A 14,075-nucleotide genomic window follows, 5' to 3' on the forward strand; every position below is an offset into this window, starting at 1 on the left:
TTTGACCGACCGAGTCGGGTGGTGGGTGGGCATGGGCCGGGGGTCCAGGGGCGGAGCCCCCTGGTAGCTCGTGCGAAAAGGCGGCGCCCCTACTCCCCCGGCCAGGAAGGCCGTCGCTTCTCGTTGAACGCCGCCACCCCCTCCGCCCGGTCCCCCGAAAACGCCACCGCCCGCCACGCCGCGTCCTCCACCTCCAGCCCCGCCCGCAGATCCAGCCCCGGCCCCAACCGCAACGCCTTCTTCGCCGCCCGCAGCCCCACCGGCGAGTTCCCCGCGATGCGGGACGCCAGCGTCAACGCCTCCTCGCGGTCCCGCCCCTCCTCCACCAGCACATCCACGAGCCCCAGCGCAGCCGCCTCCCCGGCCTCCACCCGCCGCGCCGTGAAGATCAGCTCGGCCGCGCGGGCAGCCCCCACCCGCCGCGGCAGCAGCTGCGTACCGCCACCCCCCGGAATCACCCCGACCGACACCTCCGGCAGCCCCACCACGGCCGTACGGTCCGCCACGATCAGGTCGCAGGCGAGCGCCAGCTCGAAGCCGCCGCCCAGGGCGAACCCGTGCACGGCCGCGATCGTCGGCACCGGCAGCTCCAGGACCCCTGTGTACGCCCCGCGCGTCACCGGCCGCTGCCGCAGCAGATCCGCGTCGGTGAAGGAATTCCGCTCCTTCAGGTCGGCCCCGACGCAGAAGGCCCGCTCGTGGGTGGAGGTCACCACGACCACCCGTACGTCACGATCCGCACCCAGCGCCGCGCATGCCCCGGCGAGCGACCGGGCCAGCTCCGTCGAGACGGCGTTCATGGCCTTGGGCCGGTCCAGGGCCAGCTCCGCGACATGCTCGTCAGCCCCGTCCACGTGTCGCCGTACCAGCACGAAGTCCCCGAACCGCTCCTCGCTCATGTCGCTCATGGCACCCTCCCGGTTAACGACGGTTAACTTCCGTTGGTCCGATCATCGCAGCCGGGCCCCGCAGGGGAAAGGCCGGGCGGGTTTGTCCGCACCCGACACCCCGTTCGAGTGACATCCCGCCCAACTCCCGACCCACCGCCCAAGGGAGCGCATAACGTGCGTCCGCCACAGCGCACAGGAGGCGTGAGCGCACGGGGAGGGATCACGATGACGATGAGCGACACGCCATCGGCGACGGCGGAGAGAGACGGCGCGGAGGGTGGGACCCCGACGCAGGAGTCGCACGGCATCTGCACCCGGCCGTGGAGTCCCCGCGGCCGGCATCGCCGTCCCCGTCCCCGCAAGGTGCTGCTCGCGGCGGGAGGCCTGGCCCTGGCGGCGGGCGCGCTGAGCCTCGTACGGATGGTCCCGGACACGGGCGTCAGCGGCCTCGGCGCCGCGGAGGCCGAACCCCGCGTGGACCCGGAGACCGGCGTGGACCTGTCGACCAACGCCGCCGCCACCGTCGCGGCCACCGTCCCCACGGCGAGCCCGTCGGCGACCACCGTCATGGGCGGTCCGAGCGCACTGCCCACCCCGGGCGTGTCTTTCACCCCCACCCCGACCGCGAGATCGTCCCGCCCGACGCCGCCCACGACCGTCCCGGACGCACCGAACGCGACCGGCGCGGCAACGCCCACCCCCGCGCCTCACCCTTCGGCATCCACCGGCACGACCCAGCAGCCCGCCCCGACCCCCACGCCGAGCAGGACCACGCCTCCCCCGGCCCCGCAGCCGGACCACCCGGACCGGCCCGGCCTGTGCGTGCCGGTCATCGCCGTGTGCGTGGACCCGCCGGCAGCCCGGCACCACTACTGAGGGGGCCGCCCGGGACCATCGGGAACTACGACTCCCTGTTCCGCCGCGTCAGCAGCCACGGCTCGACCACGCCGAGCCCGCGCACCGGCCGCTGCCACATCGGCTGCAGCGCGAAGCGGTACGTCGGCGGCTCCTCGCCCTCCTTCTCGGCGGTCGCCGCGGCCTCGGCCGCCTCCGCCTCGGAGGCCGGGGCCTCGCCGGTGCGGATCAGCTCCTCCGCGAAGGCACTGTCGACGAGGACGGCGTCGCGCGGGGCTATCGACGTCAGCCGGGAGGCGAGGTTCACCGTCGTACCGAAGACATCGCCCATACGGGTGGTGACCGTGCCGAAGGCTATGCCGACGCGCAGCTCCGGCATGGTCTCGTCGTTCGCCATGGTCTCGATGAGCCTCAGGGCGATCTCGGCGGCGACGCCGGCGTCGTCCGCCGCGTACAGCACCTCGTCGCCGAGCGTCTTGACGAGCCGTCCGCCGCGCGCGGCGACCAGGTCGGCGGCGGTGGTCTCGAAGGCCTCGACGAGTTCGCCGAGCTCCTCCTCCTCCATACGACGCGTCAGCCGCGTGAACCCGACCAGGTCGGCGAAGCCGACGGCCAGGCGCCGGTCGACCATCTCCTCGTCGTCGGCGGTCTGGACGACCCGGCCGGCCGAGGCGGCGAGCTGGCGGCGCCAGACGTAGACGAGGAACTCCTCCAGCTCCGGCAGGAGCAGCTCGATGATCGGGTACGTCACCTCGGTGCGGGTCATGCCGGGCTCGGGCGGCTCGGTCAGGCCCTCCAGGAACGAATCCATCTGCCACTCCGCCAACCGGGCGGTGGTCTGCCCCGTGGACCGGGCCACCTGCACCGCCATCGCCTCGCTCAGCAGCCCCGCCTCCACGAGACCGGAGAGCCGGCGCAGCGCGAGCACGTCGGCCTCCGTGAGCGCCTTGGCCTGCCCGATGTCGGCGAAGCCCATGGCCCGCCAGAAGCGAGTGGCCAGTTCCACGGAGACGCCCGCGCTACGGGCCGCCTGGAAGGGGGTGTAGCGCCGCTCGGCGCCCAGGATGAGCTGTTCGATGCGCAGGGCGAGCGGGTCCTCGCCCTCTCCGGACTCGGCGGCATCGGGGTCTGCCCGGCCGTCCGCGTCCGCGCCGGAGCCCGTGTCGTCGACGGTCACGCCTGCTGCCCTTCCGATCTGTCACGGTCAGGTATCGACCGGCCTCAACTCTACGGCAGGTGTGCGCCAGCTCACTCCGCGAGGCGAGCCGGACTGTGCGGCCGGAAGTCCGGGGGCCTGTGTGGCCGGCCTTTCCTCCGACGAGTCGGGTGGGGGGTGGGCATGGGTCGGGGGTTCGGGGGCGGAGCCCCCAGGCGAGGCCCGCACCAGCGCCGGGCGCCCACCCGGCTCACGCCGGCCGAAGGTGTACGACGTCCCCCGCGCCCACAGGCTCCTGCACCCCGTCACCGGTCGCCAGTACCAACCGCCCGTCCCCGTCGATCGCCACCGCCTCTCCCACGACCGACCGCCCCCCGGGCAACTCCGCCCGCACCGTCCGCCCGAGCGTCGCGCACCCCGCCGCATACGCCTCCTGCAGCCCGCTCGCCGCCGGATCACCCCCGGCACCCCGCCAGCGCCCGTACCAGTCCTCCAGCGACCGCAGCACCCCCCGCAGCAGCGGATCCCGGTCCGTACTCACGGCTCCCGCCAGCGCCAGCGACCCGGCCTGCGGCACCGGCAGCTCGTCCGCGCGCAGGGTGACGTTGATGCCGATCCCGACGACCACCCCGTCGTCCCCGGCCCGCTCGGCGAGGATGCCGCCGGCCTTGCGTTCCTCGCCCCCCACGGTCACCAGCAGGTCGTTCGGCCACTTGAGTGCCGTATCGACGCCCGCCACCCGTGACAGCCCCGTCGCCACCGCCACCCCGGTGAGCAGCGGCAGCCAGCCCCAGCGGGCCACCGGGATCCCGCTCGGCTTCAGCAGGACGGAGAAGAACAGCCCCGAGCGGGCAGGTGCCGTCCACCGGCGGTCGAGGCGGCCCCGCCCGGACGACTGCTCCTCCGCCACCAGGACCGCGCCCTCGGCCGCCTTGCCCTCCGCCGTGAGGGCCACGAGGTCGGAGTTGGTGGAGCCGGTGTGCTGCACCACCTCGATCCCGGACCACAACCCGCCGTCCCGCACCAGCGCCCTGCGCAGCGAGGCACCATTGAGTGGAGGGCGCTCCAGGTCGGACCAACGGCTGTCGTCTGAGTCATCGCGCGGCGTCATGCAAGCCACCCTAGGTGTGGCAAACGCCGCACTGCTGATTAGTAGGCACCCCACTACGCTACGGATGAGTAATCGTCCCCCCTTTTGAGCAGGCAGGGAGCCGTATCCCGATGTCCGAGCCGGAAGAGCGTCACGAGATCCCAGGGATCGATATCCACACCACCGCGGGCAAGCTCGCGGATCTCCAGCGCCGCATCGAGGAAGCGACGCACGCCGGCTCCGCACGCGCCGTCGAGAAGCAGCACGCCAAGGGCAAGTTGACGGCCCGGGAACGGATCGAGCTCCTGCTCGACGAGGAATCCTTCGTCGAGCTCGACGAGTTCGCCCGGCACCGCTCCACCAACTTCGGCCTGGACCAGAACCGCCCGTACGGCGACGGCGTCGTCACCGGGTACGGAACCGTCGACGGCCGTCCCGTCGCCGTGTTCTCCCAGGACTTCACCGTCTTCGGCGGCGCCCTGGGCGAGGTCTACGGCCAGAAGATCGTCAAGGTGATGGACTTCGCGCTGAAGACCGGCTGCCCGGTCATCGGCATAAACGACTCCGGCGGCGCCCGCATCCAGGAGGGCGTGGCCTCCCTCGGCGCGTACGGCGAGATCTTCCGCCGCAACACCCACGCGTCCGGCGTGATCCCGCAGATCAGCCTGGTCGTCGGCCCCTGCGCGGGCGGCGCGGTCTACTCCCCGGCGATCACCGACTTCACCGTCATGGTCGACCAGACCTCGCACATGTTCATCACCGGCCCGGACGTCATCAAGACGGTCACCGGCGAGGACGTCGGCTTCGAGGAACTGGGCGGCGCCCGCACCCACAACTCCGCCTCCGGCGTGGCGCATCACATGGCCGGGGACGAGAAGGACGCCATCGAGTACGTCAAGCAGCTGCTGTCGTACCTGCCGTCCAACAACCTCAGCGAGGCCCCGGCGTTCCCGGAGGAGGCGGACCTCACCGTCACCGACGAGGACCGCGAGCTGGACACACTCGTCCCGGACAGCGCGAACCAGCCGTACGACATGCACACGGTGATCGAGCACGTCCTGGACGACGCCGAGTTCTTCGAGACGCAGCCGCTGTTCGCGCCGAACATCCTCACCGGCTTCGGGCGGGTGGAGGGCCGCCCCGTCGGCATCGTCGCCAACCAGCCGATGCAGTACGCCGGTTGTCTCGACATCAAGGCCAGCGAGAAGGCCGCCCGCTTCGTGCGGACCTGCGACGCCTTCAACGTCCCGGTCATCACCTTCGTGGACGTCCCCGGCTTCCTGCCGGGCGTCGACCAGGAGCACGACGGCATCATCCGCCGCGGCGCCAAGCTGATCTACGCCTACGCGGAGGCCACGGTCCCGCTCATCACCGTGATCACCCGCAAGGCCTTCGGCGGCGCCTACGACGTCATGGGCTCCAAGCACCTCGGCGCCGACCTCAACCTGGCCTGGCCCACGGCCCAGATCGCCGTGATGGGCGCCCAGGGCGCGGTCAACATCCTGCACCGCCGCACCATCGCCGAGGCGGAGGCCGCCGGGGAACTGGAGGCGACCAGGGCGCGGCTCATCCAGGAGTACGAGGACGCCCTCCTCAACCCCTACATCGCGGCCGAGCGCGGCTACGTCGACTCCGTGATCATGCCGTCGGACACCCGTCGGCACGTCGTACGGGGCCTGCGTCAACTGCGTACCAAGCGGGAATCCCTGCCCCCGAAGAAGCACGGCAACATCCCCCTCTAGGAGCCGTCATGACGATCAAGGTCGTACGGGGCAACCCGACCCCGGAGGAGCTGGCCGCCGCCCTGGCGGTGGTCCGCGCCCGCGCCGCGGCGGCAGCAGAGACTCCGCCCGGCGCGCCCAGCCCGAGGGACGCGTGGTCGGACCCGTCCCGCATCGCGGCACACCGGCTGCCGCAGCCGGGCCCGACGGCGTGGGGCCGCACCTACTGGCCCGGTTAGAAAGCTGTTGACCACACTTCGGCCATCACCTCGTACCCGACGTCGTTCGGGTGCAGGTGATCGCCGAAGTGGTCGGAGCCGCCGAAGGGCAGCAGAGTCGCGCCGACGACCCTCAGTCCCTTGGCCTGCCGTATCAGCTGCCGGTACCCGGCGATGACGTCCGCCGCCCCACCACCGGCGCCGGCTTGTACGTCGGCTGCTCATCGGTATTTGAGTACGCGTACTCAGGCGCCCTCCACGAAACCGCCGCACCCTGGACACCATGCTGTGGTCCGACCCCGAGAACGAGCCGCCCAAGGAACTGCGTGACACGCAGAACATGCTTCGGCGGCTGGGCGTCCTCATGGCGCTGGCCATGGTGCTGGCGATGATCGTCCTCGGAGTGAGGTGAGACCTCCGCGACGGCCGCCGATACCCTGGCCGCATGACTGATCAGCCGCGCCGCCGACTCGTCCTCGCCTCCCAGTCCCCCGCCCGGCTCGGCCTGCTGCGCCAGGCCGGACTCGACCCCGAGGTGATCGTGAGCGGCGTCGACGAGGACGCCGTCAGCGCGCCCACCCCTGCCGAGCTGGCCCTCGCCCTGGCCGAGGCGAAGGCGTCCGTGGTGGCGGCGAAGCCCGAGGTGAAGGGCGCCCTGGTGATCGGCTGCGACTCGGTGCTCGACCTGGACGGCGAGGCCCTGGGCAAGCCGGCGGACGCCGAGGAGGCCACCGCTCGGTGGAAGGCGATGCGCGGGCGGGCGGGGACGCTCCAGACGGGCCACTGCGTCCACGACACCGCCACCGGGCGCTACACCTCGGGCGTCGCCTCGACCGTCGTCCACTTCGGCGAGCCCACCGACGAGGAGATCGCCGCGTACGTCGCCTCGGGCGAACCCCTCTACGTCGCCGGGGCGTTCACCCTCGACGGCCGCTCGGCCCCCTTCATCGACGGCATCGACGGCGACCACGGCAACGTGATCGGCATCAGCCTGCCCCTCGTTCGGCGACTGCTGGCCGAACTGGGCGTCGGCATCACGGAGTTGTGGGCCCCCGGGGAAAAGTGACCGGGAGAGGCGATCAGGGCGTGCTGGGCGCCTGCGGGGGCGCGAGCGGTGAGCCGTCGCCGCCCTCGGTGCCGCCCGGCGCCTCGTCGGCGGGCTCGGGCCTCGACCCGGATTCGCCCTGCCTGTCGTAGGTCATCAGCAGCAGCACGATGAGCGCCAGCACGACCATCATGAAGAGGAACTCGGGCCGGCCCATCAGCCCCCACGCGAACGCGCCCAGCAGCCCGTGCACCACGGCCGCGCTGATCAGCAGGACGCGGCCGAGGCCGGCCGGCGGGCGGTTGCGGAGGGCGACCAGCAGGGCGACCAGGCCGCACAGGACGAAGTAGAGGCCGAAGACGAAGCCGCTGACCTTCGAGGACGTGGACATCACGTCCGGGTCGAGGCCGGCCAGGGACATCTGCTGGTTGTCGACGACGGTCCCCAGGAGCCAGTTCAGCCCGACGACCCCGAGCGCCTCGACGAAGAGCACGACCGCCACGATCCACGCCACCGGTCTGCGCACCACCGGTCCCACCCACTTCCGAGCTTTTCGAGTACCACTCGAGCAAGGCTGCCGTTACCCCGAGTACGTTCGGGACAACCCGAACGCTACTAACGGGTAAACCCACGGACAAGAGTCCGGCGCCGGGCAAAGAATCATTGGGCCATTCGTAGGGACTCCACAAAGAAACCCTGTGGCGCGCAGCACGCTCTCATAGAGACCTTGGCCACAAAGGAGGGCTAGGGTTTCGTCAGGAGCCCTGCCCACCTAGGTGCGACAAGGGATTTCGCGGTCGGGCGAGCCCCGTATCACGCTCCGTGTGGGCAAGCTCACCAGTGGGGACGGGTCGAAGTGTCGTGTCGGCAGTCCCTAAACTCGGCTTGTTTCAAGGAGGGAGCCTCAATCGTGCGCAAGGTGCTCATCGCCAATCGTGGCGAAATCGCTGTCCGCGTGGCCCGGGCCTGCCGGGATGCCGGTATCGCGAGCGTGGCCGTCTACGCCGACCCGGACCGGGACGCTCTGCATGTCCGCGCCGCGGATGAGGCGTTCGCTCTGGGCGGTGACACTCCCGCGACCAGCTATCTCGACATCGAGAAGGTGCTGAACGCCGCGCGCGAGTCCGGCGCCGACGCCATCCATCCCGGCTACGGATTCCTCTCCGAGAACGCCGAGTTCGCCCAGGCGGTCGGGGACGCGGGGCTGATCTGGATCGGCCCGCCGCCGCAGGCCATCCGCGACCTGGGCGACAAGGTGGCCGCCCGGCACATCGCGCAGCGCGCCGGCGCCCCGCTGGTCGCCGGCACGCCCGACCCGGTCTCCGGAGCCGACGAGGTCGTCGCCTTCGCCCAGGAGCACGGCCTGCCCATCGCGATCAAGGCCGCCTTCGGCGGCGGCGGTCGCGGTCTGAAGGTCGCCCGCACCCTCGAAGAGGTACCGGAGCTGTACGACTCGGCGGTGCGCGAGGCGGTCGCCGCGTTCGGCCGCGGCGAGTGCTTCGTCGAGCGCTATCTGGACAAGCCCCGGCACGTCGAGACGCAGTGCCTGGCCGACCAGCACGGCAACGTGGTCGTCGTGTCCACCCGTGACTGCTCGCTGCAGCGCCGCCACCAGAAGCTGGTCGAGGAGGCCCCCGCCCCCTTCCTGTCCGAGGCGCAGGTCGCCGAGCTGTACGCCTCCTCCAAGGCCATCCTCAAGGAGGCCGGCTACGTCGGCGCCGGCACCGTGGAGTTCCTGGTCGGCGCCGACGGCACCATCTCCTTCCTGGAGGTCAACACGCGTCTCCAGGTGGAGCACCCGGTCACCGAGGAGGTCGCCGGCATCGACCTGGTGCGCGAGATGTTCCGCATCGCCGACGGCGAGGAACTCGGCTACGGCGACCCCGAGCTGCGCGGCCATTCCTTCGAGTTCCGCATCAACGGCGAGGACCCGGGCCGCGGCTTCCTCCCGGCCCCCGGCACGGTCACCACCTTCGCCACGCCGTCCGGCCCGGGCGTGCGCCTGGATGCGGGCGTGGAGTCCGGCTCGGTCATCGGCCCGGCCTGGGACTCCCTGCTGGCCAAGCTGATCGTCACCGGCGCCACCCGCGAGCAGGCCCTGCAGCGCGCCGCCCGCGCCCTGGAGGAGTTCCAGGTCGAGGGCATGGCCACCGCCATCCCCTTCCACCGCAAGGTGGTCAGGGACCCGGCGTTCGCCCCCGAGCTCACCGGCTCCGCCGACCCGTTCACGGTCCACACCCGCTGGATCGAGACCGAGTTCGTCAACGACATCAAGCCCTTCACCGCCCCCGCGGACACCGAGGTCGACGAGGAGGCGGGCCGCGAGACGGTCGTCGTCGAGGTCGGCGGCAAGCGCCTGGAGGTCTCCCTCCCGGTCTCGCTCGGCATGTCCCTGGCCCGCACCGGCCTCGCGGCGGGCGCCAAGCCCAAGCGCCGCGCGGCGAAGAAGTCCGGCCCGGCCGCCTCCGGCGACACCCTCGCCTCGCCCATGCAGGGCACGATCGTCAAGGTCGCGGTCGAGGAGGGCCAGGAGGTCCAGGAAGGCGACCTGATCGTCGTACTCGAAGCGATGAAGATGGAACAGCCGCTGAACGCGCACAAGGCCGGCACCATCAAGGGCCTGTCCGCCGACGTCGGCGCGTCCATCACCTCCGGCGCCGCCATCTGCGAGATCAAGGACTGACGGCCTTCCGGTACGACATACCGGAGTCCGGTACGACATCCCGAGGCGCCCGGCGGACTGAGCGATCAGCCCGCCGGGCGCCTCGTTGTCCCCGTGCCCCGTCGGTCTCTCGCGGTCGGTCTCCTGGGTCCGCACCCAGCCGGTGCCGTGGCGTGCCGATGACGAGGCCCGCGACACCGAAGGCGACGGCCGTCATCAGGAAGGCAGGCAGCAGCCAGGCCGCCCGGACCGGGACCGTTGCGGCCCCGGGAACCCCTCTCGCGCGCCCTCACGGCTACGGCGGAGCCCCGCCGGGCCGCCGTTGTTCCCGGGCGTGCCGTCAGCGGCGGCGGAGGTCGGCGACCCGCGCCCGTTCGGTGCCGGGCGTCTGCTCGCCCAGGGCCGTGGCGGAGCGGAGGCCCGGGCCGGCGCCCGGGACCTGGCCGCGGCGCGGGCCCGGCAGGGGCACGTCCCGACGCTGTTGCCGACGCACCGGGACCTGATCACCCCCCGGCTGCTCCGACGCGCCGGCGACGGCGATCTGCACCCCCTGGTCGGCGAGGGCCTGGAGCTCGGTGGCCGCGCGGTCGTCGTGGCCGGGCGGTTCGTCCGTCACGAGGCGGGTGATGAGGTCCGTCGGCACGGTCTGGAACATGGTGTCGGTGCCGAGCTTGGTGTGGTCGGCGAGGACCACGACCTCGGAGGCGGCCTGCACCAGCGCCCGGTCGACGGACGCCGAGAGCATGTTGGACGTGGAGAGCCCGCGCTCTGCGGTCAGTCCGCTCCCGGAGAGGAAGGCCCGCGACACCCTGAGCCCCTGGAGGGACTGTTCGGCACCGCTGCCGACGAGGGCGTAGTTCGAACCACGGAGCGTACCGCCGGTCATCACGACCTCCACGCGGTTGGCGTGGGCCAACGCCTGGGCCACCAACAGGGAGTTGGTGACGACGGTCAGCCCGGGCACCCGGGCGAGCCGGCGGGCCAGCTCCTGTGTCGTGGTTCCCGCACCGACCACGATGGCTTCGCCCTCTTCGACGAAGCTCGCGGCGAGATCGGCGATGGCCGTCTTCTCGGCGGTCGCGAGATGGGATTTCTGCGGAAAGCCGGATTCTCGCGTGAACCCGCCCGGCAATACCGCACCGCCGTGCCGGCGGTCGAGGAGTCCTTCTGCCTCCAGCGCGCGCACGTCCCGCCGTACGGTCACTTCGGAGGTCTGGACGACGCGGGCGAGCTCACGGAGCGACACGGCCCCGTTCGCTCGCACCATTTCGAGGATCAATTGGCGACGTTCTGCAGCGAACACGAAACTGACAGTAACCCCAACGACCGTCTGGTTTCAGCAGTTTGCGCCGAATTACAGAAGTTGTTCGCACACCAGGGCGGCAAGTGGTATAGGGCCTAATCCCGGCGCCTATGCCGCACGCATGCGCGACAACTCCCCGTGACCAGCGGGGAATCGCTTTCGGCCGTCCTCGGCCGTCAGCCTTCGTCGCCCGCCTTACGGGTGTGCAGCTGCCGTGCGACCTCGGCGATCGACCCCGAAAGGGACGGATAGACGGTGAACGCGTTCGCGATCTGTTCGACCGTCAGATTGTTGTCGACGGCGATCGAGATGGGGTGGATCAGTTCCGAGGCCTTCGGCGCCACGACCACACCGCCGACCACGATCCCGGTACCCGGGCGGCAGAAGATCTTGACGAAGCCGTCCCGGATGCCCTGCATCTTCGCGCGCGGGTTGCGCAGCAGCGGCAGCTTCACCGCCCGGGCGTCGATCTTGCCGGAGTCGACGTCGGACTGGCTGTAGCCGACGGTGGCGATCTCCGGGTCGGTGAAGACGTTCGAGGAGACCGTCTTGAGGTTCAGCGGGGCCACGGCGTCGCCGAGGAAGTGGTACATGGCGATACGTCCCTGCATCGCCGCGACGGAGGCGAGAGCGAAGACGCCGGTCACGTCGCCGGCGGCGTACACGCCGGGGGCGGTGGTCCGGGAGACCTTGTCGGTCCAGATGTGCCCGGACTCGCGGAGCTTGACGCCGGCCTCCTCCAGGCCCATGCCCGCGGAGTTCGGGATGGCACCGACGGCCATCAGGCAGTGCGAGCCGCTGATGACCCGCCCGTCGGCGAGCGTGACCTCGACCCGGTTGCCGACCCGTTTGGCGGACTGGGCGCGGGAGCGGGCCAGGACGTTCATGCCACGGCGCCGGAAGACCTCTTCCAGTACGGCGGCGGCGTCCGGGTCCTCGCCGGGCAGGACCCGGTCGCGGGAGGAGACGAGGGTGACCTTGGAGCCGAGCGCCTGGTAGGCACCGGCGAACTCGGCGCCGGTGACACCGGAACCGACCACGATGAGCTCCTCGGGGAGCTCGTCGAGGTCGTAGACCTGGGTCCAGTTGAGGATGCGCTCGCCGTCGGGCTGGGCGTCTTCCAGCTCACGCGGCTGACCGCCGGTGGCGATGAGCACCGCGTCCGCGACGAGGGTCTCCTCCGTCCCGTCGGCGGCACGCACCACGACCTTCCGCGAGCCGTCGAGGGCCTGCATGCCCTCGAGGCGCCCGCGCCCGCGCAGCACCCGGGCGCCGGCACGCGTCACGGAGGCGGTGATGTCGTGCGACTGCGCCAGTGCGAGCCGCTTCACACGCCGGTTGACCTTCCCCAGGTCGACGCCCACCACCCGGGCGGCCTGCTCCATCGGTGGGGTGTCGTCGGCGACGATGATCCCCAGCTCTTCGTACGACGAATCGAAGGTGGTCATCACCTCGGCCGTGGCGATGAGAGTCTTCGACGGGACGCAGTCGGTGAGCACCGACGCCCCGCCCAGACCATCGCAGTCGACGACGGTCACCTCCGCGCCGAGCTGGGCGGCCACCAGGGCCGCCTCGTATCCGCCGGGTCCGCCACCGATGATCACGATCCGAGTCACGTACTCCATTCTCCCGCACGCGCCGGGGTGCCACCGCCCCGGGGGCGACACGAAGGCCCATCTGTTACCTCCGTTACGGGAGAGACACGGGAAACAGCTGCCGTACCCTCGACCCATGTCGCTCTACGCCGCGTACGCCGGCAACCTCGACGCGCGGCTGATGACCCGCCGCGCCCCGCACTCACCGCTGCGCGCGACGGGCTGGCTGAACGGGTGGCGGCTGACCTTCGGCGGCGAACACATGGGCTGGGAGGGCGCCCTCGCGACGATCGTGGAGGCGCCCGGCGCCCAGGTCTTCGTCGCGCTGTACGAACTCGCGCCCATGGACGAGGACTCGATGGACCGCTGGGAGGGCGTCGGCCTCGACATCTACCGCCGGATGCGCGTGCGCGTCCACACCCTGGAGGGCCAGGAGCCGGCTTGGGTGTACGTCCTCAACGGCTACGAGGGCGGCCTGCCCTCGGCCCGCTACCTGGGCGAGGTCGCGGACGCGGCGGAGTCGGCGGGGGCACCGCACGACTATGTGATGCAGCTGCGAAAACACCCCTGCTGAGGCCGCCGGGGGCGACGGTCCCGGCGGAAATCTCGTTGGAAACGACAAGACAACGATCCCCATCCGCGGGCTCTGTCATCTACGCGCGTAGGCCCAGAACGGCTACCCTCGTCGCGTGAACGCATCTCTTCTTCCGGACGACATCCAGGGCGACCCCCACGCCGCCGCCGACGCCGCCGCCGCGCGCCTGCGCGAACTGACCGGCGCCGAGACCCACGACGTCGCCCTCGTGATGGGCTCCGGCTGGGCGCCGGCCGTCGACGCCCTCGGTGCTCCCGACGCCGAGTTCCGGGTCACCGAACTGCCGGGCTTCCCGCCGCCGGCGGTCGAGGGCCACGGCGGCACGATCCGCTCGTACAGGATCGGTGCGAAGCGGGCCCTGGTCTTCCTGGGCCGCACCCACTACTACGAGGGCCGCGGTGTCGCCGCGGTCGCGCACGGCGTCCGTACGGCCGCCGCCGCCGGCTGCAAGACGATCGTCCTCACCAACGGCTGCGGCGGCCTGCGCGCGGGCATGCGCCCTGGCCAGCCGGTCCTGATCAGCGACCACATCAACCTGACGGCGACGTCCCCCATCATCGGCGCCAACTTCGTCGACCTCACCGACCTCTACTCCCCGCGCCTGCGCGCCCTGTGCAAGGAGATCGACCCCACGCTGGAGGAGGGCGTCTACGCCCAGTTCCCCGGCCCGCACTACGAGACGCCGGCGGAGATCCGCATGGCCCGGGTCATCGGCGCGGACCTGGTGGGCATGTCGACGGTGCTGGAGGCCATCGCGGCGCGTGAGGCGGGTGCGGAGGTGCTGGGCATCTCGCTGGTCACGAACCTGGCGGCGGGCATGACGGGCGAGCCGTTGAACCACGAGGAGGTCCTGCAGGCGGGCCGTGACTCGGCGACGCGGATGGGCGCACTGCTGGCCCAGGTGCTGGGCCGGCTGTAGCCACCCGCGGTTCAAGCGCCGACCGC

At 71.6% G+C, this 14,075-nt stretch carries 14 protein-coding genes; 8 read left to right on the forward strand and 6 right to left on the reverse strand.

From position 1 onward, the window contains the following. Positions 1 to 89: 89 nt before the first annotated feature. Positions 90 to 899 (reverse strand): enoyl-CoA hydratase-related protein, encoded by an 810-nt coding sequence (locus ACFYO2_RS11065; protein ID WP_388347585.1) that lies wholly within the window; start codon positions 897 to 899, stop codon positions 90 to 92. Between the two features lie 222 nt (positions 900 to 1,121). Between ACFYO2_RS11065 and ACFYO2_RS11070 the strand changes: the two genes are divergently transcribed. Then, positions 1,122 to 1,766 carry a hypothetical protein gene (locus ACFYO2_RS11070; protein ID WP_388347102.1) on the forward strand — a complete coding sequence of 215 codons (645 nt, stop codon included), beginning with the start codon at positions 1,122 to 1,124 and terminating at the stop codon, positions 1,764 to 1,766. Between the two features lie 25 nt (positions 1,767 to 1,791). Here the strand turns inward: ACFYO2_RS11070 and ACFYO2_RS11075 are convergent, their stop codons facing one another. Both ACFYO2_RS11075 and ACFYO2_RS11080 read right to left on the reverse strand, forming a co-directional pair. Continuing rightward, positions 1,792 to 2,922 carry an adenylate/guanylate cyclase domain-containing protein gene (locus ACFYO2_RS11075; protein ID WP_388347104.1) on the reverse strand — a complete coding sequence of 377 codons (1,131 nt, stop codon included), beginning with the start codon at positions 2,920 to 2,922 and terminating at the stop codon, positions 1,792 to 1,794. Between the two features lie 229 nt (positions 2,923 to 3,151). Then, entirely contained in the window at positions 3,152 to 4,012 is an 861-nt protein-coding gene (locus tag ACFYO2_RS11080) for a biotin--[acetyl-CoA-carboxylase] ligase (protein WP_388347105.1), read from the reverse strand. A 110-nt stretch (positions 4,013 to 4,122) separates the two neighbouring features. On the opposite strand from ACFYO2_RS11080, the gene ACFYO2_RS11085 reads away from it, so the two are divergent. The 4 genes from ACFYO2_RS11085 (at position 4,123) to ACFYO2_RS11100 (ending at position 6,996) form a co-directional block, all read left to right on the forward strand. After that, complete coding sequence (locus ACFYO2_RS11085) at positions 4,123 to 5,733, forward strand: acyl-CoA carboxylase subunit beta (protein ID WP_388347107.1); 1,611 nt, start codon at positions 4,123 to 4,125, stop codon at positions 5,731 to 5,733. 8 nt (positions 5,734 to 5,741) lie between these two features. Next, positions 5,742 to 5,951: an acyl-CoA carboxylase subunit epsilon gene (locus ACFYO2_RS11090; RefSeq protein WP_388347109.1), complete on the forward strand. Its 210-nt coding sequence runs from the start codon at positions 5,742 to 5,744 to the stop codon at positions 5,949 to 5,951. Positions 5,952 to 6,213: 262 nt separating this feature from the next. Next, a complete protein-coding gene (gene mmpB / locus ACFYO2_RS11095; RefSeq protein ID WP_388347111.1) occupies positions 6,214 to 6,342 on the forward strand; it encodes a morphogenic membrane protein MmpB in 129 nt (42 codons plus the stop codon). 33 nt (positions 6,343 to 6,375) lie between these two features. Next, entirely contained in the window at positions 6,376 to 6,996 is a 621-nt protein-coding gene (locus ACFYO2_RS11100; RefSeq protein ID WP_388347113.1) for a Maf family protein, read from the forward strand. A 13-nt stretch (positions 6,997 to 7,009) separates the two neighbouring features. On the opposite strand, the gene ACFYO2_RS11105 is transcribed toward ACFYO2_RS11100, so the two are convergent. Continuing rightward, positions 7,010 to 7,504 carry a hypothetical protein gene (locus tag ACFYO2_RS11105; RefSeq protein WP_388347115.1) on the reverse strand — a complete coding sequence of 165 codons (495 nt, stop codon included), beginning with the start codon at positions 7,502 to 7,504 and terminating at the stop codon, positions 7,010 to 7,012. Positions 7,505 to 7,885: 381 nt separating this feature from the next. Between ACFYO2_RS11105 and ACFYO2_RS11110 the strand changes: the two genes are divergently transcribed. Continuing rightward, entirely contained in the window at positions 7,886 to 9,658 is a 1,773-nt protein-coding gene (locus ACFYO2_RS11110) for an acetyl/propionyl/methylcrotonyl-CoA carboxylase subunit alpha (protein WP_388347117.1), read from the forward strand. Between the two features lie 319 nt (positions 9,659 to 9,977). Here ACFYO2_RS11110 and ACFYO2_RS11115 read toward each other — a convergent pair whose 3' ends face one another. Continuing rightward, entirely contained in the window at positions 9,978 to 10,940 is a 963-nt protein-coding gene (locus ACFYO2_RS11115) for a DeoR/GlpR family DNA-binding transcription regulator (RefSeq protein ID WP_388347119.1), read from the reverse strand. A 176-nt stretch (positions 10,941 to 11,116) separates the two neighbouring features. Continuing rightward, positions 11,117 to 12,565, reverse strand: coding sequence for an NAD(P)H-quinone dehydrogenase (locus tag ACFYO2_RS11120; protein ID WP_388347121.1), 1,449 nt, complete (start codon positions 12,563 to 12,565; stop codon positions 11,117 to 11,119). Positions 12,566 to 12,671: 106 nt separating this feature from the next. Between ACFYO2_RS11120 and ACFYO2_RS11125 the strand changes: the two genes are divergently transcribed. Next, on the forward strand, positions 12,672 to 13,109 hold the full coding sequence (locus ACFYO2_RS11125) for a gamma-glutamylcyclotransferase (protein ID WP_388347123.1): 438 nt from the start codon (positions 12,672 to 12,674) through the stop codon (positions 13,107 to 13,109). A 115-nt stretch (positions 13,110 to 13,224) separates the two neighbouring features. Further along, a complete protein-coding gene (locus ACFYO2_RS11130) occupies positions 13,225 to 14,049 on the forward strand; it encodes a purine-nucleoside phosphorylase (protein ID WP_388347125.1) in 825 nt (274 codons plus the stop codon). The last annotated feature ends 26 nt before the right edge of the window (positions 14,050 to 14,075 follow it).

This window comes from Streptomyces sp. NPDC006602, from assembly GCF_042870385.1.
Lineage (GTDB): Bacteria > Actinomycetota > Actinomycetes > Streptomycetales > Streptomycetaceae > Streptomyces.